Origin of the sequence: Bacillus sp. NTK034 (assembly GCF_017303275.1) — a bacterium.
Lineage (GTDB): Bacteria > Bacillota > Bacilli > Bacillales > Cytobacillaceae > Cytobacillus.
In genome coordinates this window covers 110,180-135,749 of the sequence record NZ_JAFKOJ010000008.1, presented here as the reverse complement: position 1 = coordinate 135,749, position 25,570 = coordinate 110,180, and the positions used below count along the sequence as shown (strand labels likewise).

29 protein-coding genes are annotated in these 25,570 nt (G+C 41.2%); 4 read left to right on the top strand and 25 right to left on the bottom strand.

Going from position 1 to position 25,570, the window contains the following annotated elements; all coding sequences use genetic code 11:
- Nucleotides 1-139 precede the first annotated feature (139 nt).
- The 6 genes from JI665_RS20905 to JI665_RS20880 all read right to left on the bottom strand — a co-directional run bounded on the left by JI665_RS20905 (nt 140) and on the right by JI665_RS20880 (nt 4,998).
- Nucleotides 140-1,492, bottom strand: a complete 1,353-nt coding sequence (locus tag JI665_RS20905; protein ID WP_206843625.1) for a glycosyltransferase family 2 protein — start codon at nt 1,490-1,492, stop codon at nt 140-142.
- 147 nt (nt 1,493-1,639) lie between these two features.
- Nucleotides 1,640-2,059 carry a DUF1801 domain-containing protein gene (locus JI665_RS20900; RefSeq protein WP_206843623.1) on the bottom strand — a complete coding sequence of 140 codons (420 nt, stop codon included), beginning with the start codon at nt 2,057-2,059 and terminating at the stop codon, nt 1,640-1,642.
- A 119-nt stretch (nt 2,060-2,178) separates the two neighbouring features.
- Nucleotides 2,179-3,024, bottom strand: coding sequence for a pirin family protein (locus JI665_RS20895; RefSeq protein ID WP_206843620.1), 846 nt, complete (start codon nt 3,022-3,024; stop codon nt 2,179-2,181).
- A gap of 61 nt (nt 3,025-3,085) precedes the next feature.
- Nucleotides 3,086-3,697: an NAD(P)H:quinone oxidoreductase gene (gene wrbA, locus JI665_RS20890; RefSeq protein ID WP_113881368.1), complete on the bottom strand. Its 612-nt coding sequence runs from the start codon at nt 3,695-3,697 to the stop codon at nt 3,086-3,088.
- A gap of 110 nt (nt 3,698-3,807) precedes the next feature.
- Nucleotides 3,808-4,410 carry an alpha/beta hydrolase gene (locus JI665_RS20885; protein WP_206843593.1) on the bottom strand — a complete coding sequence of 201 codons (603 nt, stop codon included), beginning with the start codon at nt 4,408-4,410 and terminating at the stop codon, nt 3,808-3,810.
- Nucleotides 4,411-4,569: 159 nt separating this feature from the next.
- Nucleotides 4,570-4,998 (bottom strand): MarR family winged helix-turn-helix transcriptional regulator, encoded by a 429-nt coding sequence (locus tag JI665_RS20880; RefSeq protein ID WP_206843591.1) that lies wholly within the window; start codon nt 4,996-4,998, stop codon nt 4,570-4,572.
- Between the two features lie 273 nt (nt 4,999-5,271).
- Here JI665_RS20880 and JI665_RS20875 point away from each other — a divergent pair, with 273 nt between their 5' ends.
- On the top strand, nt 5,272-6,471 hold the full coding sequence (locus tag JI665_RS20875; RefSeq protein ID WP_206843590.1) for an iron-containing alcohol dehydrogenase: 1,200 nt from the start codon (nt 5,272-5,274) through the stop codon (nt 6,469-6,471).
- A 315-nt stretch (nt 6,472-6,786) separates the two neighbouring features.
- On the opposite strand, the gene modB is transcribed toward JI665_RS20875, so the two are convergent.
- The 10 genes from modB to JI665_RS20825 form a co-directional block, all read right to left on the bottom strand.
- Nucleotides 6,787-7,455 carry a molybdate ABC transporter permease subunit gene (gene modB / locus JI665_RS20870; RefSeq protein ID WP_206843588.1) on the bottom strand — a complete coding sequence of 223 codons (669 nt, stop codon included), beginning with the start codon at nt 7,453-7,455 and terminating at the stop codon, nt 6,787-6,789.
- The gene (locus JI665_RS20865; protein ID WP_206843577.1) at nt 7,452-7,598 is read right to left on the bottom strand and encodes a hypothetical protein; all 147 of its coding nucleotides are present in this window, start codon (nt 7,596-7,598) and stop codon (nt 7,452-7,454) included. The genes modB and JI665_RS20865 overlap by 4 nt, the downstream gene beginning before the upstream one ends.
- Nucleotides 7,599-7,682: 84 nt before the next feature.
- On the bottom strand, nt 7,683-8,210 hold the full coding sequence (locus tag JI665_RS20860; RefSeq protein ID WP_206843575.1) for a GNAT family N-acetyltransferase: 528 nt from the start codon (nt 8,208-8,210) through the stop codon (nt 7,683-7,685).
- A 160-nt stretch (nt 8,211-8,370) separates the two neighbouring features.
- On the bottom strand, nt 8,371-9,327 hold the full coding sequence (gene corA / locus JI665_RS20855; protein ID WP_206843572.1) for a magnesium/cobalt transporter CorA: 957 nt from the start codon (nt 9,325-9,327) through the stop codon (nt 8,371-8,373).
- 180 nt (nt 9,328-9,507) lie between these two features.
- A complete protein-coding gene (locus tag JI665_RS20850) occupies nt 9,508-9,951 on the bottom strand; it encodes a GNAT family N-acetyltransferase (RefSeq protein WP_206843551.1) in 444 nt (147 codons plus the stop codon).
- Nucleotides 9,952-9,978: 27 nt separating this feature from the next.
- Nucleotides 9,979-10,788 (bottom strand): GNAT family N-acetyltransferase, encoded by an 810-nt coding sequence (locus JI665_RS20845; RefSeq protein WP_206843548.1) that lies wholly within the window; start codon nt 10,786-10,788, stop codon nt 9,979-9,981.
- 17 nt (nt 10,789-10,805) lie between these two features.
- Entirely contained in the window at nt 10,806-11,747 is a 942-nt protein-coding gene (locus JI665_RS20840; protein ID WP_206843546.1) for a hypothetical protein, read from the bottom strand.
- A gap of 111 nt (nt 11,748-11,858) precedes the next feature.
- A complete protein-coding gene (locus JI665_RS20835) occupies nt 11,859-12,578 on the bottom strand; it encodes an NAD(P)H-dependent oxidoreductase (protein ID WP_206843543.1) in 720 nt (239 codons plus the stop codon).
- Nucleotides 12,579-12,632: 54 nt separating this feature from the next.
- Nucleotides 12,633-13,106 carry a GNAT family N-acetyltransferase gene (locus JI665_RS20830; protein ID WP_206843539.1) on the bottom strand — a complete coding sequence of 158 codons (474 nt, stop codon included), beginning with the start codon at nt 13,104-13,106 and terminating at the stop codon, nt 12,633-12,635.
- Between the two features lie 279 nt (nt 13,107-13,385).
- Entirely contained in the window at nt 13,386-13,787 is a 402-nt protein-coding gene (locus JI665_RS20825; RefSeq protein WP_206843537.1) for a VOC family protein, read from the bottom strand.
- A 130-nt stretch (nt 13,788-13,917) separates the two neighbouring features.
- On the opposite strand from JI665_RS20825, the gene JI665_RS20820 reads away from it, so the two are divergent.
- Nucleotides 13,918-14,550: a flavodoxin family protein gene (locus tag JI665_RS20820; RefSeq protein ID WP_211202651.1), complete on the top strand. Its 633-nt coding sequence runs from the start codon at nt 13,918-13,920 to the stop codon at nt 14,548-14,550.
- 53 nt (nt 14,551-14,603) lie between these two features.
- Here JI665_RS20820 and JI665_RS20815 read toward each other — a convergent pair whose 3' ends face one another.
- The 7 genes from JI665_RS20815 to JI665_RS20785 all read right to left on the bottom strand — a co-directional run bounded on the left by JI665_RS20815 (nt 14,604) and on the right by JI665_RS20785 (nt 21,490).
- Complete coding sequence (locus JI665_RS20815; RefSeq protein WP_206843535.1) at nt 14,604-15,635, bottom strand: STAS domain-containing protein; 1,032 nt, start codon at nt 15,633-15,635, stop codon at nt 14,604-14,606.
- 265 nt (nt 15,636-15,900) lie between these two features.
- A complete protein-coding gene (locus JI665_RS20810; protein WP_206843533.1) occupies nt 15,901-17,322 on the bottom strand; it encodes a sensor histidine kinase in 1,422 nt (473 codons plus the stop codon).
- Nucleotides 17,306-17,992, bottom strand: coding sequence for a response regulator transcription factor (locus JI665_RS20805; RefSeq protein ID WP_206843528.1), 687 nt, complete (start codon nt 17,990-17,992; stop codon nt 17,306-17,308). The genes JI665_RS20810 and JI665_RS20805 overlap by 17 nt, the downstream gene beginning before the upstream one ends.
- Before the next feature lie 72 nt (nt 17,993-18,064).
- Complete coding sequence (locus tag JI665_RS20800; RefSeq protein ID WP_206843526.1) at nt 18,065-19,078, bottom strand: hypothetical protein; 1,014 nt, start codon at nt 19,076-19,078, stop codon at nt 18,065-18,067.
- A gap of 180 nt (nt 19,079-19,258) precedes the next feature.
- Entirely contained in the window at nt 19,259-20,629 is a 1,371-nt protein-coding gene (locus JI665_RS20795; RefSeq protein WP_206843523.1) for an MATE family efflux transporter, read from the bottom strand.
- 118 nt (nt 20,630-20,747) lie between these two features.
- The gene (locus tag JI665_RS20790) at nt 20,748-21,074 is read right to left on the bottom strand and encodes an ArsR/SmtB family transcription factor (RefSeq protein ID WP_206843520.1); all 327 of its coding nucleotides are present in this window, start codon (nt 21,072-21,074) and stop codon (nt 20,748-20,750) included.
- Entirely contained in the window at nt 21,074-21,490 is a 417-nt protein-coding gene (locus JI665_RS20785) for an SRPBCC family protein (RefSeq protein WP_206843518.1), read from the bottom strand. The genes JI665_RS20790 and JI665_RS20785 overlap by 1 nt, the downstream gene beginning before the upstream one ends.
- 172 nt (nt 21,491-21,662) lie before the next feature.
- Here JI665_RS20785 and JI665_RS20780 point away from each other — a divergent pair, with 172 nt between their 5' ends.
- Nucleotides 21,663-22,463 (top strand): DUF169 domain-containing protein, encoded by an 801-nt coding sequence (locus JI665_RS20780; RefSeq protein ID WP_206843516.1) that lies wholly within the window; start codon nt 21,663-21,665, stop codon nt 22,461-22,463.
- A gap of 98 nt (nt 22,464-22,561) precedes the next feature.
- Nucleotides 22,562-23,164 carry a class I SAM-dependent methyltransferase gene (locus tag JI665_RS20775; RefSeq protein ID WP_206843515.1) on the top strand — a complete coding sequence of 201 codons (603 nt, stop codon included), beginning with the start codon at nt 22,562-22,564 and terminating at the stop codon, nt 23,162-23,164.
- A gap of 269 nt (nt 23,165-23,433) precedes the next feature.
- Here the strand turns inward: JI665_RS20775 and JI665_RS20770 are convergent, their stop codons facing one another.
- Nucleotides 23,434-24,606 carry a phenylacetate--CoA ligase family protein gene (locus tag JI665_RS20770; RefSeq protein ID WP_206843513.1) on the bottom strand — a complete coding sequence of 391 codons (1,173 nt, stop codon included), beginning with the start codon at nt 24,604-24,606 and terminating at the stop codon, nt 23,434-23,436.
- Nucleotides 24,606-25,394, bottom strand: a complete 789-nt coding sequence (locus JI665_RS20765) for an ABC transporter ATP-binding protein (protein ID WP_009333564.1) — start codon at nt 25,392-25,394, stop codon at nt 24,606-24,608. The genes JI665_RS20770 and JI665_RS20765 overlap by 1 nt, the downstream gene beginning before the upstream one ends.
- Between the last annotated feature and the right edge of the window lie 176 nt (nt 25,395-25,570).

Sequence of the window (25,570 nt, the reverse complement as noted above, 5' to 3'; positions counted from 1 at the left end):
TAAACATTTTATCTCCAACGCAAACCAAAAGCAATAAAAATAACTCTGCAATTCATTTTTCTTCAATATTATAAGAATGATGGAGAAAAATGTGCATTAAAAATAGCAAAAAACCTCCGCCATTTACCACAGCGAAGGATCAATCCCAGACACGCTTTAATTTGAAAAATTCCTGAAAGTACCCCCATACCGATATGGGCGACATAATCATCTGATAGAAAAGGATAAATGTAAAAAACCCTATTACATTTTTTCTAACCTTCAGATTCAGATTATTAAAAACATAATGCTTTTGATACATATATAAAATACCGTAACTTAAAATGGTAAGCGGCAAGACAAACAATGTCATCGGGCCAACTATCCAGAAATAACCGAAGAATGCCAGAATCAATCCAGGGATCCAGAAGAAAGTATACACCATGTCCAGATATGGCATAACCAGATTAACGCCTGTTAAGTATTTTGTGTAAATTTGGGGCTGATTCCATGGTTTAATTTCATTCAAGCCCTCAATCATTCCCCTTGCCCACCTGGACCTTTGCTTTGCAAAGTGTGCTAGATTGGAAGGAACATCAGTAAATGCTGCAGCCAGCGGCTCAAAATACACTTTCCATTCCTTCTGAAGAAGTCTCCATGTCAATACAATATCTTCGCCAATTGCATCGGGCCAGCCATTTACCTGGCGGACAGAATCTGTTTTGTACAAACTGAATGCCCCCTGAGCAACCAGCGTTCCCTGATATAACCCCTGCAGCCTTTTTATTGAGGCAATGCCCAGGTAATAGTCCCACTCCTGTATTTTAGTCAATATGTTTTCTCGGCTATTGCGCACAAGCATGGAGCCCGCTACGGCACACACTTCTTCAGGACTGCTTTCCATGCGTGCTACTAAAAAGCGGACAGCTGAAGGATGAAGCAGGGTATCGGCATCAAGCGTGATAACATACTCTGTTGTCACATGCTGCAGCCCTTTGTTTAATGCATGGAATTTTCCCGGCTTGGATTCCTTCAAAACTTTGATTTCAAGGTTAAGCTCTTTTGAAGCCCTTACTAATTCGCAATAGGTATTGTCTGAAGAACGATTGTCTATAACAATAGCTTTAATTTTGCCTTTATAATCCTGGCTTGCCACATAGCTTAACGTTTGAAAGATTGTATTCTCTTCATTAAAGGCAGCTACCAGCAAAGTCACTTCCTTATCGGGATCCGGATTTTTAAAGGAAGGCTGCCTGTCCAAAAGCAGGCTCATCACCAGAAAAGCATTCATATAGCCAGGCACATAGGCAATGCCTCCAATAATAAGAATACTGATCGGGAGCGTGACAATTTCCGATAAGTCCTTCAGCCAGGGCAGCGATAGATATATAGAAAAAGTCAGCCACACTGCTGAAACGAGGTGGCTGAGTACAAACTTTTTATTAATGGAGACATATAATTTTTTACTTCCGCGCCTTGCCACCGGCTTGATGGGTGTTAGACTTGGCTGCATAAGCTCACCTTCAAAATAATATAGTTAATTAAAAAATATATTATTCTGAAGGTGATGTAACCTGGTAAATAATACTACAATCCCCCTCCGGGTGGATTTGCACTAAGTCTTTCTTCCGCATAGGTTCGAGATAAGCTGGACTTCCTATTACTCCGGGTAGGTCTCCCTTAAAAAATCAATTGATTGAATAATTAATTCCTTTAGAACTTCTACATCGATATCTGAAATCTTATTTATGTAAACGCAAGCTTTTCCGGTTGTATGTTTTCCAAACCTTTCAAGCATTTCAGCTCTTTTTTTATCCCCGGGTGCAAAGTATAGGCTTATTTTTGCCTTTCTCGGCGAAAAGCCAACAAGTGGTGCATCCCCTTCATGACCAGTTGCATATTTATAATGATACGAGCCAAAACCTATGATGCTTGGTCCCCACATTTTTGCCTGATAACCGGCCGTTTCTGTAAAGTTATCCAGAAGCTTATATGCATCCTCCCTCTTTTTAGGGCTCTCAACTTTTTCTATAAATTCAATTACACTGTTATCGTTCTCTTTTGTTTTTACTTCGTACATAATAGTCAGCTCCTTATTTGGATTTGATTTGTACTTCTCTAAAAACAGGTAATTTCCTTCTGAAAGCATACCTCAACAACAATAAAGAGCAACCATATGATTGCTCCTCACCCATATTTTTATTTTAGAAAGGTTCCTTCCATATATTCCTTATAAGCGGTTCGTATTTCTTCTACCGTGTTCATAACAAACGGTCCACGTGCAACAACCTGTTCTTTGACTGGCTCGCCTGCATAAAGTAAAAAGCGCATAGGCTCTTCGGCTTTAACAGAAATTTCGCTTTCAGCGTTCCCGCCATCTCCCAATTCAAGGACTTGGCCTTTTGCTGCATGAGCTTTATTTTCTCCAAAAACACCGCTTCCTTCTAAAATATAGATGAAGCCCTTGTAACTGCCAGGCAGGTCAATCGAGGCTGCCGCGCCTTTTTTCATCCTTGCTTCAACCATCGTTACAGGCACATGATTTAGGGCAGGAGATACAACCCCTTTCGAGGATCCGGAGAAGACTTTAAAAACAGCACCCTCTTCCTCTCTGACTGGAACTTCACTGCCTTTAAGATTTTGATATCGTGGCGCTGTCATTTTCTTTTCGCTGGGAAGATTGATCCACAGCTGCAGAGAATGGGCAGTTATTCCTTCTGATGGCACTTCGTTATGAACGACACCGCTGCCCGCTGTCATCCATTGAACATCTCCAGGACCTAACACGCCTCCTTCACCGGAATGACTATCGAAATGCTCAATAGCCCCTTCAATGACATACGTTACAGTTTCTATACCGCGATGGGGATGGACGTCAAACGCGCCCTTTTGAAATTTATCCTCCATCATCAGAAGGAATGGGTCAAACCTTTCCCAATTCCCTGGTTCAATCACAGGGCCTGCTGTATGAATAGGGCTATGCTCCTGCAGTTTTACTTTTCTGACTGAAGCGATTTCCCGCTTAGTTATCTCCTCATTTCCCATACGCCATTTCTCCCCTTTACATGTAGAGGGAGCAATTGGAAAACAATTGCTCCCTCTATGATTACTGATTCCCCTTTTTAATCCACCCGGCAACTGTGACAGTTCTTTTCGCCTGATGCTTAACAGCTTCTTTCACATCTTCAATCATTTTTCCATCCTGGTCAACCGTTACGCTTGTTCCATATGGATTGCCCCCTGCTCCAAAGAGAACGGGATCTGTATAACCAGGAGCAGCCACAATCGCACCCCAATGGTACATCGTGGTATAAAGCGAAAGAATAGTTGCTTCCTGACCGCCATGCGGATTTTGGGCTGAAGTCATTGCACTTACAGCCTTATTCGCAAGCTTTCCTTTCGCCCAAAGTCCTCCCGTTGTATCAAGAAACTGCTTCATTTGGGAAGGCATATTTCCGAAACGGGTCGGCACGCTGAAGATAATGGCATCTGCCCATTCAAGATCATCCGGCTTAATTTCAGGCACATCCTTTGTCGCCTCGACAGTTGCTTTCCATACAGGATTACCTTCAATTGCTGATTGCGGCGCCAGCTCTGGAACCTTAAAAACTTTAACTTCCGCACCAGCTTCTTTGCCGCCTTCCTCCGCCCATTTAGACAATTGATAGTTTGTTCCGCCCATGCTGTAAAAAATGACTGCCAATTTTACATTTTCCATATTAATCGTCTCCTTTTTAGCTGAATTTCCAAATAACCTTGATAGGATACCCATGTCAGCACCGCCTATTCACTCATTATCTTCCTTTTATTTCATTAGATTAACTATTTTTATATTTCTTTATACCAGCGGGCTGCAGCCTGAACCTCACCCATGGTTAATTGGTGTCCAAAACTTTCCCAGTGAAGTTCGACTTTCGCTCCTGCACCTTCCAATAAAGACTGTAAATCAGTGGATTCTTCTGCTGGACAAATCGGGTCATTGGTTCCTGCTGCGATAAATACTGATGTGCCGCTAAGGTCAGGCAATTCAGCACCACGCCTTGGAACCATTGGATGATGCAGAATCGCTGCTCTTAAGGCGTTTTCATGATGGAATAATAAGCTTCCTGCAATATTAGCTCCATTTGAATAGCCAATTGCCACAATATTTTCACGCTCAAAGTCGTATTTCTGTGCGGCTTCATCTAAAAAGCCGTTTAATTCTTTAGTGCGAAAAATCAGATCTTCTTCATCAAAAATACCTTCTGCCAGCCTGCGGAAAAATCTCGGCATACCGTTTTCCAGCACATTTCCGCGCACACTTAAAACAGAGGCCTCCGGATCAATATGTTCTGCAAGCGGAAGCAGGTCAGTTTCTGTACCTCCTGTTCCGTGAAGCAGCAATAATACAGGTTTAGATGGATCTTTTCCTTGTTGAAAAATATGTTCCATAGTATCTTCCCCCTTCGTTTTAATCCGGTTCCCTAACTACAATAGGAATTAATTTCCGCTCGATGGCGATTTCTCATATCCTATTTAATGTAACCTAAAATTAGCCATTAAAACTCATTTTAATCCAAGTATTTTCCTTTCAAGATATGAAACCGCAATTTAAATCTCTGTTCGTCTTTTCACTTTTTCAAGTAGTTTTATTAAATGATCCAGCTCAGACGAATCCAATTCCTCAAAATAAGAGTTCACCCACTGCTGGTGTTTCGGCATAATCTCTTCCAGTAACTTATTCCCTTTATCAGTTAAACCAATATGAATCGCCCGGCGGTCATTCGGACATGCGATTCGTTTGGCATATCCCTTTTCCACAAGCTTATCAATTACATAGGTCATTGAGCCGCTCGTAATTAATATCCTCTTTCCAATTTCGTGTATCGTTTGCATATCTTTATGGTATAGAGCTTCCAGCACTGAAAACTCGGTCATGCTAAGGCTATAATTGGTGATACTGTCCTTTATGCATTCATGAATGGATTTGGATGTCTGCATGAGAATCAGGAATGCCGGGTTAGGGCACAACCTTTTCATATTATCACCTGCCTCAATACCTCGAATTGATTTATCTTGATTTCGAGATAATTATAAAATACATTTATGATTATGTCAATATTCCGGATTGAAAGACTCTTTCTTTATTACACAGTGAAAACAAGAAAAGCTCAGAGTATGTTGAATTCATTTGTTTTAACGGATTTTAAACACTGAACATTTTATTCATTCAGCATATTGACTTCATCTTTAACATAAAGGTATATATGATTTATAATATTAGAATTTTCCGATAAATTTAGGGGTGAGGGAATGTATAATGCATACTGCCGAATAGTTCAAAAAACTTTCAAGCTGGCATCGCCATTTCTGCCATGGCGGGAACCGGAATTATTAGAAGGTTCCAATAGCCTGGACAAACTTCCTGATGTGATTAGGAAGAAAGACATCAGCAGAATTCTGATTGTAACTGACAGCGGCATCAGTGCTCTTGGCCTAATGGATGGTTTGCTGTTAAATTTACAGAAAAAGAATATTGAATTTTATATATATGATAAAACCATTCCAAATCCTACAATTACTAATATAGAAGAAGCACTGGAGGTATATAAAAAGAACGATTGCCAGGGGATAATTGCTTTTGGCGGGGGTTCTCCGATGGATTGCGCCAAAGGAGTTGGTGCAAGAGCTGTGAGGCCGGAGAAAAGCATATCACAATTGAAAGGTCAATTTAAGGTTAGAAAAAAGCTCCCTCCAATCTTTGCAGTCCCAACCACAGCAGGAACTGGAAGTGAAGCCACTGTTGCAGCGGTCATTACCGACAGCCAATCACATGAAAAATATGCGATCATTGATTTGAACTTAATCCCGCATTATGCAGTTCTTGACCCCTTGATTACATTAAAAATGCCTCCTTCTATAACAGCAGCAACCGGTATGGATGCACTAACCCATGCCGTCGAAGCCTACATTGGCAGAAGCAATACAGCAGAGACTAAAAAATTCAGCATTGATGCAGTCAGGCTAATTTATGATAATCTTTATGAAGCATACCAGAATGGTGAAAACCTGACGGCAAGAGCCAACATGCAGAAGGCTGCTTATCTCGCAGGACTGGCTTTCACCAGGGCCTATGTTGGCAATGTTCATGCTATTGCCCATACGCTCGGAGGCTTTTATTCGGTCCCTCACGGTTTGGCAAATGCCGTCATCCTTCCATATGTACTGGAGCATTATGGTGAGGCAGTATGGGATCCTTTAGCTGAGCTGGCAGTGGCCGCACGTATTGGCAATGCGTCAGATTCGGCTGAAGAAAATGCCAAAAATTTTATTCTTAGCATAAAATCCCTAAACAGCAGAATGGGGATTCCGTCAAAAGTCAGCGGAATTCAAGACAGTGACATTCCAATCATGGCTGAACGTGCCTTAAAGGAAGCCAATCCCCTTTATCCTGTTCCGAAAATCTTCAGCAGAGATGAAATGTTAAGGCTGTACCAGCTGATAAAAGATTAAAAAGGGATATATTTGTACGTTACTTCGTCTAAACATCATTTTGTAGGGCCGTGCGATTCATGGTTGATTAATAAGAACGAATGGCTCTCCTTAAATTTAGATAGTGCCCTTCATGCTGAATCTGCTTGAGTGAATGGCACTTATCTATGCCAATAGTGCCTTTCAGGCTGATTTAGCATCAGTCAATGGCGCTTATAAATGAGAATAGTGCCTTTCGGATTGAATAATCAAGAACGAGTGGTGCTTACCGACTTGAATCATGCCAATGGTTCAAACAAATAAAAGGCGGATTGCACATGACTGCATTCCGCCTAACTAAAACCGTTTCTTTATAAAATTCATGAACACAAGCATGGAAGTTGATATCAGTAATATAATTGAAACCCACATCCAAGCCAGTTCCATATCTCCTGAATCCATAGCAACGTAGATCGCGGTAGGAAGTGTTTGTGTCTTTCCGGGTATATTGCCTGCAAACATTAATGTGGCACCAAATTCTCCTATTGCCCTTGCAAAGCTTAGTATTGCTCCTGTCATGATGGCTTTAGAAGCCAGCGGCATCGTTACATACAGAAAAACCTTTAAATCTGATGCACCATCGACTCTTGAGGCGTCTTCAATCTCATTGTCAATGGATTCGAAACCTGCCCTGGCTGATTGATACATTAGAGGAAAGGCTACAACCGTCGCTGCAATAACAGCAGCCCACCACGTGAAAATGACTGGCCCGTTAAACAGCCATTCAAACCCTCTGCCGACAAAGGATTGCTTTCCGAAAACCACAATCAGCAGAAATCCTACAACAGATGGCGGAAGGACCAATGGCAAAAGCAGCAAAGTATCTATAATTGCCTGGCCTCTAAATGTCCGATTTGCCATCAGTTTTGCAGCAAAAACCCCTATCACTAAAACAGCGAGAAGCGAAATAGAGGCAATTTCCAGTGAGAGTTTAACCGGTGACCAAAAGTATTCGGATTGAATCATTTCAGCAGGCAGGAAAAACCGTATTGCTCCATTTTAGACATACCTTGTTCAAATTGCATAAATCCGTAGAAAAGCTGTGCCGCTTCCCGGTTTTTACTCTCATTTAAAACTCCCAGCGGTCCCAGCGGATAGAAAATAACCATATAAACTCCTTTGTAAATAGAAATACATCTGTTAAATATAATATACCTTATCATTATAAATGAAAAATTAAGAGCAGCCTTCTATTAACTTGAAGTTTTTGTGTCATAAGTCAGGTTTAGATTTTTATAGTAAATCACTGTTGCCTCCAGATCGCCTTTTTCAGACTGTGCGAAGCCTGGTATGATGCCTGCTTTAACATATCCTGCTGATTGATAAAGGATATTGGAAACATCACCTTCTCTTGTATCAAGCACAAGCAGGCTTCGGCCCTCCTGTTTCGCTTTATCTTCTGCCGCTTTTAATAGCATGCGTCCCAGACCCTTTCTGCGGATGGAGGGATCAGTCATTAATTTTGCAATCTCCGCACGATGGCTTCCATTTTCTTTCTGGCATAAATGGAGCTGGATTGTTCCGGCAGCTTTCCCATCCATTACAGCTATAAATAAAACCACATCATCGCTTTTTAACAAATTCCCCCAGTACTCCTCTGCCTCAACATGATCAAGCGGGGGCAGAAACCCTATTGACGCCCCATCATTTACCACCTCAATTAATAGTTTGGACAGCTCATTTTTATGTCCTTCAATGGATTTTACCTCGAAAATATCCATTCCCGTTCACCCGTTTCTTTGTTTTATCAGACAATTCCGCTTATAGCGAATCCAATACATTAACATTCCATATAAGTAAAAAGTTCTCCTCCCTGCCTCAAAACAAAACTCCAATAAAAAAGCTCTGCCAAAAAATTCAGGCAAAGCTTTCATTATCCTCTTATCGAAACCAGCCCTTTTTCTTAAACCACCAAAACATGCCTAAGGCAATAATAAACATTAAAAACAGCGTTTCAAAGTATCCATATTTCCATGTTAATTCCGGCATGTTTTCAAAATTCATACCGTAAATGCCCGCTATGAAGGTTAATGGCATGAATATGGTAGTTATAACCGTAAGGACTCTCATCACCCTGTTTGTCTGATGGGAGTTGATTGATAAATAGCTGTCACGGATATCGGTCGTCAATTCCCTGTTTCCATCAATCATTTCAGTCAATTTCAATAAGTGGTCATGAATATCAGCAAAGTATTCGTATCTTTCCTTTACGCCTTTAAGCCTATGGGAATTAATTACACGGTATATTAAATCCCGCATCGGAATGACTGTATACCTTATCTGCAATAAATGATGACGGATATCAAATAATTTCTCCAATAATTCTTCCATTGTTTCATCATTTGGATTATCTTCAATGAGACTCAAACGATCTTCAAGCTGATAAACGATGGGAAAGTAATTATCCACTATTTTATCAATGATATGATACATGACCAGATAGGGGTCCCATTTGTTGATTTTCTTACTCAGGCTTAGCCTTTCCCAAACATCATTCATTTCTTTGGAAAGTTCATGGTGGTACGATACTATGTAATTTGAACCGATGAAAAAGTTGATTTCCTGCTTATCTTCGTTAATATGATTTAAGCTATGGGTGACAAAAAAGCTATAGTCTTCATAATAATCCATTTTGGGGCGCTGGAGTTTGACAACACAATCCTCTATTGCCAGGGGATGAAAGTGAAAGGTCTTGTCGAGTTCAGCTGTTTCCTCCTCGGTTGGCTGATCAAAATCAACCCAAAACCACTTATAGCCTTCCCACTCTGCTTTCAGCCTCTCAAGTGTTATATTTTTCTCCAGTTCATTTTTCTTATTAACAGCTTGTATTCTAATCATGATTGTCACCTGGTCTTTCCAATCTGTAAACGTATTTTTTCCACTTTTGATAATGATATCCTAATAAGGACTCTTCCAATGGTATATTTATTATTTACCTCTTTAACTTGCTCTGTTAAACAGGAAAATGCTTTGCTACATTTACTATTACCATGCGATCATTTCAGCTTTTTTTTATATTTAATGAAGAGTCTTCACAAATCCAGTACTCATTGCCTGATAGCCTAAACTTAAATAAAAATGATGAGCGGCTTCGCGCTCAGTCCTGTTTCCGCTATTTAGGACGATTCCGGCAGCCCCCAATTGTTCTGCAAAATTTTCCACAGCCATCATCAACTGCTTGCCTGCGCCAACCCCTCTGTAATTTTTATCAGTTACTAAAGAAATAACCCTGATATGAATGCCGTCAGTATTGTATAAAAGACCGGTGTGGAATCCAACCATGCCAATAACCTTATCTTTTAGACATGCCACTAATGTACAGTAATCAGGATGTGAGCCGATGTTTTTAAGCCTTGTTTCCATTTGCTCCTGCGATACAGGATAACCCAAGTCCTCCATTAAACGGGCAAGGCGTGGAATATCCTTGATAGCGGCTTTCCTGGTATGTATTTTATGCTCCATTTTTCACCTTCCTGCCTTCATGCGGTTTTATTCCCTTATCCAAATTGCTTTTGTATATCCAATTTTCAAACCTGCTTTTTCCATATTATTCTGGCTTGCCGAACCAAACCTCGCCTGACCTGTCACCAGTTCAGCATTATTTGTTATCGCTTGGTATATTCGGGCTTGAATAAGCGCGCTGTGGACTCCCATGTTTCTAAAAGAAGGCAAAACAGCTGCAGCCGCAAGATTTGCTATCCCTTCCTCCATAAAAATGACACCTATTCCAGCTGGTTGGTTATCTGCAAAAGCGAGGTAAAAGACCCAGTTCTTATTGCCATAAAGCACCTCATTATTTTCAGCTATCCCCTGGCTGAGGAATCGAGGCATGCCAAATCCCTTTGTATAAACCTCGCCGAAAAGATCAAAATCAGTTCTTTGCATCCTGCGTATATCAATACCAGCATGAATGGGAAGGTCCTTAAGATCTGAAGGCTCCGCAAACAAAGTGGTATGGAAAGCACATTGATAAAATCCTTTTTGATGAAGCATCTTCAGTAAATCTGATGATCCGTTTGACGGTGTGATCTCCAATCGAATGGGAATCCCTTTTCCCTGGTAGAAATCAACTATTTGATCCAGAACTTCGGCATCGGCTTCCTTAAACCCCTTTACGAGATTGAAGGTTGGACCCGGAATATTCCTGGCAAAAAAAACGGTTGTCTGGCCTATTCTTTTAATCTCCACACCCATTGGGTTTCCATCCCGATTTTGAATAGCTGTCAACCTGGAGTGCAGCACACTGGTCTCTGCCTGATCCAGCCTGTCAGCTAAGTCACTTTTCATCACTAGATTCATAATTTGCACCTCATTTATTAAACGTCAAGCCTTCCAAAAGAATGCAATATTTTATATCGCTTAACTGCAAGTATTCCTTTCCAATAATTGCGTGCGATTTGGAATTCATTATCAAATTGTCCCCAGCTCCAGGAAATATCCCATGTTCCTTCATTTGAGATCTGCTCAATATAGAAATCAAGATTATCATCAATTAAGTTTCCAAATTTCATAGAAAGAGAATCTTCAGGATGCTCAGCAAAATCCAATGGAGTGGCTGTATAGCCTAATCCCCAATCTCCTTTGTTCTTCCCGGCAGCTTTGTATGCAAGAGTATTCACTTTTTCAGTCGTATGCTTGAGAGAGTAATTAATTCGGGAATCAAATTCAGTTTCCTGCTTAGACATTAACTTTATCAACTGCTGAAAGTTATTGAGTTCATGTCTATCCATCTCATCAGCTTCCATTAAATATGCAACTGCATTCTTTACGGTTTCCCATCCTATTTCAGCAGCACTGCTTCCAGGCAGTGACCAATGCAATAAGAACCCGGCAAGCTCTGCACTTGGATTATAAGACCAAGTTTCCTGAACCCCCTCGGTCCAATGCCACCAAGGAGCATGGGGGTAGTCGTTGTTTGAAGGCATCACTGATGGCCAAATTTTCTTCTCATGCATATAGATGTGTTCCAAATAATTCACTAGTTTTTGTACAACATTTAACCCGGGTTTTGCTCCAATTTCCATCAAAATTTGTCCGGCCGTCCAGGAAGCCATCGGTGACGAGTAAGGTGACCAGAAATCAGGTTCAATGCCATGGCCGAATCCTCCATCTTCATTCTGAAAAGCTTCAATACATTTTATTACCCCTTCATCATTACGATCCTCAAAATGGTATGACCATAAAGCAGATTCAAGAGGCCTTGCATTCCTTTTTATCCATCTGCCTGTATTCTCAAATCTTTCTTTTGTTATCTTCATAAATAATTTCCTTTCTTAATTAGGAGCGTTTGATTACTTATTAGTTTTCTAGCTGGAATTTCAATTTCCTTTTTTAAACAATAAAAAAGGAAAAGAGTCAAAGCTCTTTTCCTAATCAATCCACTTTACAATATCATCGAATGGTCTGCGTGTTTTCGGCCTTGGGTCTTTCACCCTGTACCCAAATGCACACATTACTGACAGACCGAAGCTTCCTTCTTCAAGCAAACCTTCCTCGCCAAGCAGCTTATTCATTTTTTCAATGTCAAAGCCTTCAATAGGGCAGGAATCTATGCCAATTTGCGCAGCAGCGGTCATCATATTCCCAAGTGCGATGTAGCTTTGCTTGCAGGCCCAATCAAAAAGAGGGCGGTCTCCTTCCAGAAGATCAAAATCAGACTTCTGGAATTCCTCAATCCGCTGTAAATATTTTTCCATCATTTCTTCCGGCATACCCAGGGTATTTCTAAAGTGATCCTGCAAATACTGGGAATCATATTTAGTATCTTTTTTCGTTCTTGCCAGAACTAAAACAAAGTGGCTTGCTTCAGGCAGTTTACCGAATGCTCCCCAGGAGGCATTCTTAATTTTCTCACGGAGCTCCTGGTTCTGAACAACCACAAAACGCCACGGTTCAAAACCAAATGAACTTGGTGACAGACGGCCTGTCTCCAATATAAATTGAAAATCTTCTACGGGGATTTCTTTATTTGGGTCAAACTCCTTTGTCGCATGCCTGAATTGATAGGCATTCAGAATGTCTTCCTTTAAAGTTTCCTTTTCACGCAAACCCAAACACTCCTTTTCTGTTCTAATTTTAACGTAACACATTACAGCATAACATTCATGAAATCAGCTTTTAGTCTGCCCTTTTCACCATCGTTCCTAGTCATTTGGGGACTGTCTTTGTAAATCCATAGACAGTCTGATCATGTCCCGGCAATGAATTCCATTTTCATGGATATCTTCTTTGTAATGCCGCACAAAAAAATCTCTATCGACCCCAGTGATTCTAAAACCGCATTTTTGGTAAAGAGCCAGCTGTACAATACTGGAATTCCCCGTACCAATTTCAAGGGTCTTATTTCCACCTTGAAAAGCATGCTCAATTGCATGCTGAAGAAGCTTTCTGCCGATGCCCTCTCCCTGGTATTTTTCACTAACGGCAATATTAACAATCTCACAGGTTCCTGGCCTTGTGGCAAGAAGGATATAAACGCCGACTGCTGCTCCGTTAAGTTCTGCAATGTATGTTTTCCCTCGATTTAGATAATCCTCAATAAATTCAATTGAAGGATCTGCCAATAATAGCAGATTCATAGGAGGGGGCTCTGAATGGCCAATACTTCGAATCTTCATTACGTCCTCCTTTTTATGTCAAGCTAGCAAAATAATCTTCGAAAATACTTTCTGTTTGTTTTTTTGGATCAAAAACGGAATGTCCTCTTAAATCACGTCTTTGTATTCCCCATCTTCCTTGAGAAAGTTTTTCTCCTATCCACCTGAACATTCTTCCATTTGAAAGGTTCCCATGAATGCATATTACTGGAAGGCTGTCATTCTAGAATGCAGGTATCCATTCCAGATAATGAAGGGTAAAGCCTTCCTCTCTCTCTATAAAATGATGATCCATAGCAGTCATCTCCCCAGTGTATTTTTAATTGCTTTTATTATTTGATTTTCCTTTTCATGCTTATCGATATATTCAAAATATCCAATTCTATTTCCCCATGGATCCGAAAATGTAGCCCACTTAACAGGGACTTCTTTCCTTGTATGGATATCAAATGGTGTTATTTTTAATTCTGTAATTAGTCTTTCACGTTCCTGTTCAAGATCAGGCACGCCCAGCCTAATTGGACCGCTTCCTATACTAGGGGTACCCTCAGCTATCTGAAGCCAGCACCCTGTAATGAGTTCCCACTCTGCAAATCCTTCATGCGGAATGCAATCAGGCTTTTTATTAAACAGAGTTTCATACCACCACAGACCCTTTTTCATATCCAGAACCCGGAATTGAACCGTCATTTCATAGATCATTTCAGCCCCTCCAATCTCATGCCAAATTATGTAATTCGTTAAAATCATCACATTTCCTTTATTTTATTGTTTTTGAATGAAAGTAAAGGGAATTAAGAGTATTGGATAATAGAAAGGGAGTTGATTAAACATGCCAATTAATGCTTTGGTGTTAAACTGTACGCTAAAAAAGAGCAGTGAACCCTCCAATACCGGTGCACTTATAGATGAGGTTATTAAATTTTTTGATGAAACGGAAGTGGAAACAGAGGTTATTACAGCTGCAGACTTTAAGATTGGTTACGGCATTACTTCTGAAGCTGTGGATCAGGAGGATGAATGGCCGGATATTTTTAAGAAGGTGGAAGAGGCAGATATCCTTATCCTTGGTTCTCCCATATGGCTTGGCGAGCAGAGCAGCATCACCACTCAAGTTATCGAAAGATTATATGGGGGAAGCAGTCTGACCAATGAAAAAGGCCAGTATATTTATTACAACAAGGTTGGCGGCGTTGTGGTGACTGGCAATGAAGATGGGGCCAAACAAGTTTCCCGTTCTGTGCTATATTCACTCTCCCATATGGGATTCACCATACCGCCAAACGTTGACACCTATTGGGTTGGAGAGGCTGGTCCCGGCCCATCCTTCATTGAAGCTAAGGGCTATGAAAATGACTTTACAAGACAGCATGCCAAAATAATGGCCTACAATTTAATCCATTTTGCCAGAATGTTAAAAGCTCATCCTATACCTGCGGAAGGAAATATCGTCAAAGGCCAGTAACATTAATAAGAAGTAAAAAACCAGCATTGGCCCTAAATGCTGGTTTTTACTCTTTATTTTTTAGGAGAAATCTCCATTCCCAATTGATCTAATGCGTAGTTGATACCCTGCTGCAGAATAGAAAAACATGGAATTTGTGTTTGCTTATTACCGCTCTCGATTATTTGGAGGCTGAGATCCGGTGAAATCCCGACGAATATGCAGCTGCTGCCCAAAAGGGAAGCGGCCCTGACAAATTTCTTCAGGAAATCCAGAGTATATTTATCTACACCCTTTAATGCAGTTAAGTCCAGTATTAAATACTCAGCTTTATATCTGGGAAGATTCAGTAATGTTCTGTTCAGCAATTCCTCTGCCCGCAGCTCTTCATATCTTCCAACCAAAGGGATGACCAAAATGGAGTCGATCACAGGTATAATAGGAGAAGAAATCTCTTTAATGATTTCAGACAATACTCTGGTCTGCTCAGTAATTTCCTTTTCCAGCTCTTTCTGGGCGCTTTGAGTCCGCGCCTTTATCATTGCACTGATATTCTGGGAAGGTGTAATTTCGGATTTAAAAAATTCATATTCGGAATACTGATCCCCCTGGACCTGGCTATGACTCACCTTATACCACATATTTGTTTCAAACAGGCCGCTTAACACCCCTGCCCAATGTCCAGGCAAAAAAGCACCTTCTGTTTTTTTCTTTTGAGCCATATTAATCTTATATTCCCAGCCGCTGTTTACACGTACAATGGCTTTCTTTTCTTCAAGACAGAAGGAAACAATGTCTGTTTTTCCCCATCCGGCAGTTAGATAAATATTGGGCAGATGATTGATAATATCTTCTTTTTCTTTATTCGATTCCAAATAAAATTTGCTGACAATTTTCCCTGTACGGTATCCAGCTGTTTCCATCACAAGCTCGGCCGACTTTTCACCAGAGATTTCTTCAATGGAGTCCAGCAGTGTCTTGAAAGCTGTGTTAACCCAAAATACCACTACTTCGTCATTCTCAAATCTAAAAGTTGCATCATCCAAATCCCAATCGAATAAAGATCCATTTACATTTATTTCATACTTGGAAGAGTTAGTCTCCATCGAATGCCCCCTCATTTAAAACATTCATTACTGTCTAGTCATCTATTTAAAGAACATTATTATTCTACCCTCCAGATTATTTCGGAGTCAAAAATGTATATGCTGCCGGTAAATTCTTATTAAATATGAAAAAAGGCCATGAAAAATAGCTGCTGAAATTTGCCGCCTGCGAGCCCAAAATCCATTCAACTTTCCGCATCTCATCATGCAAAGTTTTTATTCACCTCCAAAAAAGGATAGGCAAGCAAGTCTTCCCCGCTTATACCTACCCTTCTTCTTCCCACTTAATCGTAAATGTACTGCCTTTTGCCGAACTTTCTTTTAAAAATAAATTTGCGTTCAGAGCATTAGCCAGCAGTTTGCTGAAAGGAAGCCCCAAGCCAAGCCCTCTTACTTTCAGCTTCTTCTGTTCCCCCCTGTAAAAACGCTCAAAAATATAAGGCTGCTCCTCTGCGGCTATTCCTGATCCGTTATCATGAACCTCAATAAATCTTTCAGTTAAAATAACAGTAATGCTGCCATCTTCATCAATGGCATGATAAGCATTATTCAATAAATTAATCATAACCTGCTGAAGACGGTACGGGTCTGTTGATCTGCAAATGGTTTCAGCGGGCACTTTCACACTATAGTGAAAATGGCCTTTCTGTGATAAAGCCCATTGCCTCACAATATCATTCAAGAGCTTATTCATATCACAGATTTCAGGCCTGATTGAAAAGGCACGAGCCGATAATGAATTGAAATCGAGTAAATCCTCAATCATTTTCTGCAAACGGCTTACTTCTTTTAAGGAAATATCAAGAAATTCCTCTTTTTCTTCACCGCTTACAACATCGTCACGCACTGCCTGAATTAGGCCGCTTATAGATGTGACAGGTGTTTTCAAATCGTGTGTGACACCAGCCAGCAATTCTGCCCTTAGTTTTTCTAGGTGCATTAGCCGCTCTGTCATTTCTTTAAACGATATGATTAAATTATGAATCTCTTCCTCATTGGCCCTGGCTTTCAGGTCGATTTTATAGTCTCCTTCGCTGACTTTCGAGGCAGCCTGAGCTACTTCCTGAATAGGCCGCGAAATTTTCCTCGAAAGAAAATAAATGACGCTCCATCCAAGCAATCCCAATCCTGTGAGCATGATAAATAACAGGGAATATTCCTGATTTACGTTCGTCAAATCATCTGCGCTTTGGACCACCACGACCCATCCAACCTGGTTATTGTCGAATGATATTACCGACTTGACCGCATACACGGCCTGCCCATCCTGTGTATCCAGTTTTTGGACATTCTTCTGGTTCTCAAGCAAATCTGCAGGCAAAGTACCGAGATTAGGACCAGCCTGGTTATTCCTCTGCATACGTCCAGTTTTCTTATATAAAATTTGTCCATTTAAATCACTTATAAAAACCTGGGGATCAAATTTAAATTCCAGGAGCTTCGCTCTTTCCTCAAGCATTCTGTTAAAAAAAGGATCGAATTCAATGCCGCCGTCCTGCTGTACGACACGCCCCGCTGTTTCATCAGCAACATACTGCAGCAAATTCAGCCGGTTTTCAAGGGTTGTCTGCCTGATCCACCACATAGATCCCGCTGCCAGTATGATAAGTCCGATGACAAGTGTAAAAAGATAGCGGGTTGTCCAATAGCGGAGCAGTGTTGTTCTTTTGTTACTTTTCATAAACATGGAATTGGTACCCCATTCCTCTGAGCGTCCTTATTTCACCTTCTGTTTCCGGCCAGTCCGTTAATGCCTGCCGTATCCTTTTTACGGCCAAATCGACAGCACGGTCGCTTCCGTCATAATCCATTCCCCAGACATGTTCAATCAACTGATCCCTGGTGAAAGTTCTGTTTGGCCTTTCAGCCAAAAACAGCAGCAAAGATAAATCCCGCGGAGTCAAACTTACTTCCTTGCCATTCAGGAAAATGGTATGCGCATCAAAATTTATCGTTAAGCTTCCATATTGCTTTATTTGATCATCCGTGTACATATTTGCTGATCGCCGTAAAACGGCATTCACACGTGCAACAACCTCATCCCCAATAAATGGCTTTGAAATATAATCATCTGCACCTGTATTCAAGCCCTTCAACTTGTAATCGATATCCCCCAGCGCTGTAAGCATGATGACAGGACATGCGCTTTTTTCACGTATTTTTTCGAGTACACCCCAGCCATCCATGCCAGGCATCATAATATCCAGGATCACAAGCTGAGGTGAGTGATTGAAAAATTGCTCAAGGGCATTGGTGCCGTCATATGCTGTTAGAACTTCAAATCCTTCCCGCTGCAAATAGGCGCTTAAAACCTTGGAAATAGCTAATTCATCTTCTGCTACAAGGATTTTTTTCATTTTTACCTTCCTCCAATAAATTAACTATACAGAAAAATCCCCGAATTTGTACACGGGGATTATTAAAACTTATTACAAAGAGCCTGAATCTGTACTTGTATCAGTAAGATCTTCTTTAGATACCCGCTGTTTCATGCTGCCATCTTTGCCATGCCCATAACTGCCTCTCATTTCCTTTTTGCCAAATCCTTTGATCCCCATAAATGTTTCTCCAAGAACGTCCTGTAATTTAGCACTGTCTTTTTCTTCTATTTCCTCTATTAGGTCTGCTGTTGATTTGTCATTGGTGGGAATACCCAAGTCCTTAGCGAGGTCTGCCACTTTTTTCTCCCTAACCTCATTGGCGATTTGCTGAATGAATTTCCCATCTATAGATATGCCCAGTTCCTTCGCTTCTTTCTTGACCTTCACGGAAAAGACCTCTTGTGCAGCTTCCCTGATATCTTTGCCTTCTATGGAGATTCCCAGCTTTTCAGCCTCTTTTTTTACTGATGCTGTAAATATCTCTTCAGATAAGGTCTGCAAATCTTTTCCATCAGCAGAAATTCCAAACTCCTTTGCCTGCTTTTTTAAGGAAGCAGTCTGTATATCCTTCTTTAGAGTCTCCAAATCTTTGTCTTCAGTCGATACTCCCAGTTCTTTTGCCTTCTCTTTCAGCTTTGCTGTACCGATTTCTTCATGGAGAGCTTCTGCATTTTTTCCTTCTGTCTTGATGCCCAATTCTGCTGCTTCCTTTTTAAGCTTAGTAAGCAATACTTCTTCCTTAAGGTCTTCAGTGTCTTTCCCTTCTGTTTTAATCCCAAGCACCTTCGCTTCTTTCAGAATTTCTGCTTCCCTGATTTCCCCAATTAATGTTTCAGCATCTTTTCCTTCTGTTTTAATATCGAGCTCTTCAGCCCTTTGAAGGATAGATTCAGAGTCATTAGTACCCCCCCTGCCTTGATGGCCAGGCCCCTTGCTTTTAAATTTCCAGCTTAACCCGCCTTTTTCTGCAGAAGCATCTGTATCTGCGGCAAAAGATGTTGTTGCATACCCCCCTGCCAGTAATAAACCGGCAAGGCTAAAACCAATGATTGTTTTTTTCATTACTATACCTCCTGATCATTTTCAAGGCCAAGCATTCTTAACCTCGACTTTACTATATCGGTGCAATATGTCAGGAAGATGTCAAAAAAATTTACTAATAAAAAACTGCACCTCCATTTGTTAGTTGTGTCTAACAAATGGGGTGCAGTTCAATGCCGCATTAATCGGCCAGACGGTTTTTTAGCCTGCTTCCCTTATTTCTTCATTGATAAATCTCTTCTTCTGGATAAAGATGAGCCTCATTGAAAGACAAACACCTGCAGCAAGAAGCCCGAACGTAAGGCCAAGCCAATATCCAGTAGCCCCAAGGCTGGTATGATGTGCAAGGACGTAGCCAGCAGGCAGACAGATCAGCCAATAGGCAACCAATGTGATAACAAAAGAAATATTCACATCTTTATATCCTCTTAATGCAGCTTGTGCAGTAGCTTGGATGGCATCGGAAATCTGGAAAAACAGGGCGTAAATTAGAAAATGGGCAGTTAAGGTAATAACAGCGCTATCAGTAGAATAAAAACCTGCAACTTTATAGCGGAAGAAAACAACCAGCAGCCCAGTAAACAAGGCAATCAATACGGCTAAATAGATGCCAAGCCAGCTGTAGGCTTTTGCATCCTTATACCTGCCTGCCCCCACTTCAAATCCGACTAACACTGTCTGCGCCATAGAAATGCTGATCGGGATCATATACAGGAAAGAAACAATGTTTAAGGCGGACTGATAGGCCGCAATAGTTGTCACATTGAACCTGCTGATTAAGATGGTCACCACGGCAAACATACTTGTTTCAAAAAAGATTGACAATCCCATGGGTACTCCAATCTTTAAGATTTCTTTACCTTTATCCCATGAAAAATCATGAAGCCCGCTGAATATCGTATAACTCGAAAAAGGCTCCTTCGTTTTTATAATAAAAGCAGTCATGACAAGGATGAACCAATAAGTGATAGAAGTTGCATACCCTCCTCCTGCTCCTCCCAATTCAGGAAATCCCCAATAGCCAAATATCAGGACATAATTCAGAAAGAAATTGATTGGAAGCGAACAAAACAAAATCACCATTACAACTCTCGTTTTGCCGAGTGCATATATGAAAGATCTTAAAACATTAAATATGAATAAAGGAATGATTCCAAAGCTGAGTCCCACAAGATAGCCCCGAGCCGTTGTTTCCACAGCATCAGTAAGATTCATGCTCCCAAGCAGCGGGTCAAGCAAAAATGAACCCAACAGGATGACGGCAAAGGCAATAACAAAGCCAAGAAATATTCCATTTTTCACGATAGCAGAAACTTCTTTGTTCTTTTTCTCTCCAAACGCTTGAGCAGCAATTGGAGAAACAGCCATTAAAATTCCGCTGAGCCCGGTAAAAACAGGATTCCAAATGGATGAGCCTATCGCTACACCAGCAAGGTCTGAAGCATTATATCTTCCCGACATGATCGTATTAAAAAAGACCATTGCAAACATGCCAAGCTGCGTGATTAGTATAGGAATCAGCATGATGGTAATTTGCCTGATCTTCTCCTGTAAAGTAAACGTCTGATACATCCTAAGGACTCCTTCTCAAAATAGTAAACACAAATATCATTATATTATATCTTTAAGAATAAAGACCTTACTTTTATACAAAAGAAAAAAGAGCTGCAGAAGCTCTTTTTCCAGGACATCACTCATTTTCTTCTTCAACTATATATTTAAGTTTTTGCAGCTTATTATTCCAGAATTGTTCATAATAGGACAGCCATTGCTTCAATTCTGTCAGCGGCTCAGGCTGGAGATGGTAGATTCTTTCTCTGCCTGCCTTTTTCCCTTTTACTAACTCAGCTTCAGAAAGGATATGAAGATGTTTTGATATGGCAGTCCGGCTTATGGGAAAATGAGCGCTTATCTCTGAGATCGGGCGTTCTTTTTCGGCCAGCAGCCTCAATACTTCTCTCCTCGTTGGATCGGCGATTGCCTGAAACACATCATGTTTCCTGGCAGAAGCACCCATTATTCCTCAACAACCTTGCCAAGCTTCGCAAGAATTCCAGTCCATCCCTGAGACATTCTTTCACGGATAACCGCACTCTCGGCTTGAGCTTTCTCAACTAGTTCATCTGCCTGTTTCCAGCCGCCATGTATAAGCGTAAATTCAGTTTTGCCGCCCAAATCTTTCAATAGAAAAGATACAAACCAGCCATCTGTATCCCATTTAAAAGAAAGCCGATTAGGTTCATCCAGTTCTGTGACCTTACACGGGGACGGACCAAATGGGGACTGAATATGAAATTCATAGCCCAGCTCAGCCTTAAAATCATTTGGCATAAACCAGGCTTCAATCCCTTCAGATGTAGAAACTGTCTTCCAAACTTTTTCAATCGGTGCATTAAGTATAACTGTCTGTTTAATATCCTGAAGTGTTTCCATATACATACTCTCCTTTAATTATAAAGTACAACCTTTTGGTTTCATTTAAATCATATACAACCTTTTGGTTTTATGTCAACTGGAATATTATGATGTTTCCTAAAATTAAGCCTAAATATGCAGGTTAATCCATATAATTTACAGAATTATTCTAATAACTAAAGGAGGGATCATGATGCAGGAAACGATTCAAGCCCAAAAACTTTCTGATCTGGAAACTGCGATTCTTACATATGTGCGACCCGATACTTTTCCGCTGGCTATAAGAGTTTTAAAAAAAGGGGAGGAACTGCCTGACAGGGTAAAACGTCCGGCAAGAGACTTTGGCAAAACATTCAGCATCTGCCAGGGTGTGACCATGTCAAGAAGATATGGCTGGTCCATTGCCATGGGCAAGGAAGACTTATCATGCCCAATTGCCAAAATCGCTTTTGGATTTGAAGTGGAACTGGACTATTACTCAAAAGGAAGCTTAACAGATGGCATGTATACAAAAACCTGTGACCTTGGTGCCTTAACCGAAGCGGCCGTTCCTAAGTTTTCAAAGGAGGAAGCGGGAACTATTTTAATGGCTCCTCTGGGGAGAGCAGCATTTGAACCGGAAGTAATCACTGTTTATGGGAATTCAGCCCAAGTCATGAGAATGGTTGCTGCTGCCCTCTATCATACGGGCGGTGAAATTACATCCACATTTACAGCTAGAGCTGACTGTGCCGATATCGTTATTAAGACCATAAAAACGGGTAAGCCACAGGTGATACTGCCATGCTATGGTGATAGGGTTTTCGGGCAGACACATGATCACGAAATGGCCTTTACTATTCCTTTTTCAATGTCAGATGAATTTGCTGAGGGATTAAAGCAGACCCACAAAGGCGGTGTGCGCTACCCTGTCCCAACCTACCTTCAGTATGAGGCAAAGTATCCGGACACATATGAAAAGCTGAACGAAATGTTCGACAGCCTCCCTTGATTTATTGATGCTGGTGCCCTAAGAGAGGTACCAGCTTGTTTCATTTTCGGAAAAGGGTAAAATAGAAAAAGACAGCTATTAAGAAAAGAGTGAAAATTTTGAGCAGCTTATTCCCATCCCTATATGATTTGGCCATGCAGCCTCTTGAAATAAGAAAATTCCGGAAAATCAGAAGTGAAATTCTTTCCATGGCGGACGGCCGGGTACTTGAAGTTGGCGCCGGCACAGGCATCAACTTCCCATTATACAAAAATGCGGCTCTGGTCGATGCCATTGAACCAAGTCAGGCAATGATTGAAAAATCTATTCCACGCAAGAATGCGGCTGGTGTTCCTATCCATATCCACCGGCAGTCTGCTGAAAATCTTGAATTTGCGGACAAAACATTTGATTCAGCAGTTGCCACTCTTGTTTTCTGCACGATACCAAACCCTGACAAAGCACTCGCGGAGATCAGACGAGTCTGTAAGCCAAAGGCAAAAATACTATTCTTTGAACACGTAAAAATGGAGCAGCCCGCTCTGGCATTTGCCCAGGAAGCCTTAACCCCTCTATGGAAACGAATTTGTGACGGCTGCCATCTAAACCGTGATACACTTCTGGCTATACAGGATTCCGGCATGAAGGTTACAAACGTGACTTCCTATTATAAAGGATTGTTTCTAGTAGTGGAATGTGAGAATAGCGATGGCAGTCGTTGATTTTTTATAAGCGGCACCAATTGTGATTATTTGGGGATTGCAACTCTATTTTTGTTGATAGCAGCTGATTAGCTGCGGTTTTTCTCCCTCTTACCTTTTTACGCGTTAATCCGGCTGGTTAACTACCATTTTCCTCCTCCACACCACATTTTTGGCGTTAATGCGAAAGATTATTTCCCATTTTAAAATCATGATCTCTTTCGGCTTTTTTCAGAGTACAAATTCAGTTCTCCACAAAAAAGAAGGCCGATTCAATCAGCCTCCTTTTACTACACCTTTTTTAATTCGTAGTTCCGGTTATCCACCAGCTTCTTATCATCCTTCTTAATTGAGCCTGCCGCTGTTAATTCCAGGATTGGCTTGACCCTGATCACGTCCTGAATTTTTGATGAAAGCTCAGAGTCCAACCCTTGCTCAGATTCTACGAAAATAGTAAGCTGATCCTGCCCGTTCTCATTTGTGACAAAAGCCTGAAAAACTGAATACCCTGCTTCATTCAAAACCTGTGCAAGCTGTTTTTCTCGTACAAACATTCCTTTAACCTTTACTCCATCACTAACACGCCCCAGCACTCCTGCAATCCGTTTTCCCCCGTACCCTTTAACCCAGCGGGAGAGGTCGCCAGTGCCAAAGCGGATGAGCGGGTAGCTTTTATCAAATAGAGTGACAACCACTTCACCTTCTCCATCTGAAACCTCCCACCCAGTCTGCGGTTCACAGATTTGTACAATGGCAGAATCAGTTATTCTCAGGCCAGGGCCCTGCTTGTCTTCAAAAGCAATGCACCCGCAATCGGCAGTTCCATAGCCTTCATATACCGAAATCCCATTGTCTTCACACCTTTTCCGCATTTGTTCAGTCAGCATTTCAGCAGTGAAGAATACTTTGTTAATCGCTATTTCGTTACCAATCTTCCATCCTTTCTCTTCAATGGCATCGAGCAAAAGGTTAAAGAAGCTCGGAGTTCCCACATAGCCGGTTACCAGGACATCCTTCATGATCTGGATCTGCAGCTCCCGATTCCCGGTTCCGGCCGGAATTACAGTTGCACCTAATTCACGAAGTGCCGAGTCAAACATAAAGCCTGCCGGTGAAAGATGATAGGAAAATGTATTCTGTACAATATCATCACTGTTAAACCCGGCTGTCCTGAGAGCTTCTGAAAAACGCCAAAAATCCTTCTCAGTGGTTTGCGGATCATAAATTGGACCTGGTGACATAAAAATCCGTGCCATCTCATTTGGCTTTACAGCTGCAAGGCTTCCGAAGGGCTGGTCTGCTGATTGCAATTCCGGCAATCGATCTTTTTTAAGCACGGGAATTTTTTGTAAATCCTTGAGAGATAGAATGTCACTTGGAGAAATGCGTGCCTCTTCAAGCTGACTTTTAAATCCTTTGGCACTGTCATATGCATGCTGAATCACTTCCTTCAGCTTTTCCACTACAGCCACCTCTTTCTTCTTTTATAAGATTTAATATCTTTATAGCTTTTCCGTCCCTTATCTCCCATACCAAGGTAAAATTCACGCACATCCTGATTGGAAAGGAGCCGGTCCACCGTTCCATCCATTACAATCCGGCCGTTTTCCATGATGTATCCATAATCGGCAATCGATAAGGCAACATTGGCATTTTGCTCAACTACCAATATCGTGGTACCCTCTTCTTCATTGATTTTTTTGATGATCCCGAAGATCTCTTTTACCAATAGCGGGGCCAGTCCCAATGAAGGCTCATCGAGAAGCAGCACCTTTGGCTTTGCCATAATCCCCCTGCCAATGGCCAGCATTTGCTGCTCTCCTCCTGACAGATATCCGGCCTGCCTGTGCTTCAGCATTTCAAGCTTTGGAAAGTAATGATAAACTTTTTGAATATCACTTTTAATATTCTTCCGGTCTTTCCTGGTATGTGCACCCGCAATCAGGTTATCTTCCACAGAAAGGTGCTTGAACACGCGCCTTCCTTCCATGCACTGAAAAATCCCTTTCTTTACGATGGTTTCAGCATCGCTAACATCAATGCGCTCCCCATACAACTCGATAAATCCGTCTGTCACTTCACCATTCTCACTCTTCAACAGTCCGGAAATGGCTTTAAGGGTGGTGGTTTTCCCTGCGCCATTGCTGCCGAGCAAAGCAACTATTTTCCCTTTCGGCACCACCATCGACATCCCCTTTAGTACAAGGATGACCTTATCGTACATCACTTCGACATTGTTAATTGTCAGCATACATCTGTCCTCCCAGCTTTATTAACTCTTTCTCTATTTATTCGTTCCAAGGTCAAGTTCTGAATTATTTGTTGTTTGCTGGTTTTCCAGGTTTGTTTGCAAAACCTGAGATTTATTTGCGAATGCCAAGCGCTTGTTTGCCAAATTTCGAATTTATTTGCATAGTTCACAATTTA

Excerpts from the sequence above, each read along its gene's own strand:
- JI665_RS20895 (WP_206843620.1), bottom strand. The coding sequence starts at position 3,024 with ATGGGAAATGAGGAGATAACTAAGCGGGAAATCGCTTCAGTCAGAAAA.
- JI665_RS20800 (WP_206843526.1), bottom strand. The coding sequence starts at position 19,078 with ATGAAAAAAACAATCATTGGTTTTAGCCTTGCCGGTTTATTACTGGCA.
- JI665_RS20900 (WP_206843623.1), bottom strand. The coding sequence starts at position 2,059 with ATGTACGAAGTAAAAACAAAAGAGAACGATAACAGTGTAATTGAATTT.
- JI665_RS20885 (WP_206843593.1), bottom strand. The coding sequence starts at position 4,410 with ATGGAACATATTTTTCAACAAGGAAAAGATCCATCTAAACCTGTATTA.
- JI665_RS20860 (WP_206843575.1), bottom strand. The coding sequence starts at position 8,210 with ATGGATATTTTCGAGGTAAAATCCATTGAAGGACATAAAAATGAGCTG.
- JI665_RS20840 (WP_206843546.1), bottom strand. The coding sequence starts at position 11,747 with ATGAAGATAACAAAAGAAAGATTTGAGAATACAGGCAGATGGATAAAA.
- JI665_RS20830 (WP_206843539.1), bottom strand. The coding sequence starts at position 13,106 with ATGAAGATTCGAAGTATTGGCCATTCAGAGCCCCCTCCTATGAATCTG.
- JI665_RS20865 (WP_206843577.1), bottom strand. The coding sequence starts at position 7,598 with ATGGTTATTTTCTATCCGCTGGGACCGCTGGGAGTTTTAAATGAGAGT.
- JI665_RS20850 (WP_206843551.1), bottom strand. The coding sequence starts at position 9,951 with ATGGAGCATAAAATACATACCAGGAAAGCCGCTATCAAGGATATTCCA.
- JI665_RS20880 (WP_206843591.1), bottom strand. The coding sequence starts at position 4,998 with ATGAAAAGGTTGTGCCCTAACCCGGCATTCCTGATTCTCATGCAGACA.
- wrbA (WP_113881368.1), bottom strand. The coding sequence starts at position 3,697 with ATGGAAAATGTAAAATTGGCAGTCATTTTTTACAGCATGGGCGGAACA.
- JI665_RS20845 (WP_206843548.1), bottom strand. The coding sequence starts at position 10,788 with ATGAATCTAGTGATGAAAAGTGACTTAGCTGACAGGCTGGATCAGGCA.
- corA (WP_206843572.1), bottom strand. The coding sequence starts at position 9,327 with ATGATTAGAATACAAGCTGTTAATAAGAAAAATGAACTGGAGAAAAAT.
- JI665_RS20905 (WP_206843625.1), bottom strand. The coding sequence starts at position 1,492 with ATGCAGCCAAGTCTAACACCCATCAAGCCGGTGGCAAGGCGCGGAAGT.
- JI665_RS20790 (WP_206843520.1), bottom strand. The coding sequence starts at position 21,074 with ATGGGTGCTTCTGCCAGGAAACATGATGTGTTTCAGGCAATCGCCGAT.
- JI665_RS20785 (WP_206843518.1), bottom strand. The coding sequence starts at position 21,490 with ATGGAAACACTTCAGGATATTAAACAGACAGTTATACTTAATGCACCG.
- JI665_RS20810 (WP_206843533.1), bottom strand. The coding sequence starts at position 17,322 with ATGTTTATGAAAAGTAACAAAAGAACAACACTGCTCCGCTATTGGACA.
- JI665_RS20815 (WP_206843535.1), bottom strand. The coding sequence starts at position 15,635 with ATGGAGACTAACTCTTCCAAGTATGAAATAAATGTAAATGGATCTTTA.
- JI665_RS20820 (WP_211202651.1), top strand. The coding sequence starts at position 13,918 with ATGCCAATTAATGCTTTGGTGTTAAACTGTACGCTAAAAAAGAGCAGT.
- JI665_RS20835 (WP_206843543.1), bottom strand. The coding sequence starts at position 12,578 with ATGTGTTACGTTAAAATTAGAACAGAAAAGGAGTGTTTGGGTTTGCGT.
- JI665_RS20805 (WP_206843528.1), bottom strand. The coding sequence starts at position 17,992 with ATGAAAAAAATCCTTGTAGCAGAAGATGAATTAGCTATTTCCAAGGTT.
- JI665_RS20825 (WP_206843537.1), bottom strand. The coding sequence starts at position 13,787 with ATGATCTATGAAATGACGGTTCAATTCCGGGTTCTGGATATGAAAAAG.
- JI665_RS20765 (WP_009333564.1), bottom strand. The coding sequence starts at position 25,394 with ATGCTGACAATTAACAATGTCGAAGTGATGTACGATAAGGTCATCCTT.
- modB (WP_206843588.1), bottom strand. The coding sequence starts at position 7,455 with ATGATTCAATCCGAATACTTTTGGTCACCGGTTAAACTCTCACTGGAA.
- JI665_RS20780 (WP_206843516.1), top strand. The coding sequence starts at position 21,663 with ATGATGCAGGAAACGATTCAAGCCCAAAAACTTTCTGATCTGGAAACT.
- JI665_RS20875 (WP_206843590.1), top strand. The coding sequence starts at position 5,272 with ATGTATAATGCATACTGCCGAATAGTTCAAAAAACTTTCAAGCTGGCA.
- JI665_RS20795 (WP_206843523.1), bottom strand. The coding sequence starts at position 20,629 with ATGTATCAGACGTTTACTTTACAGGAGAAGATCAGGCAAATTACCATC.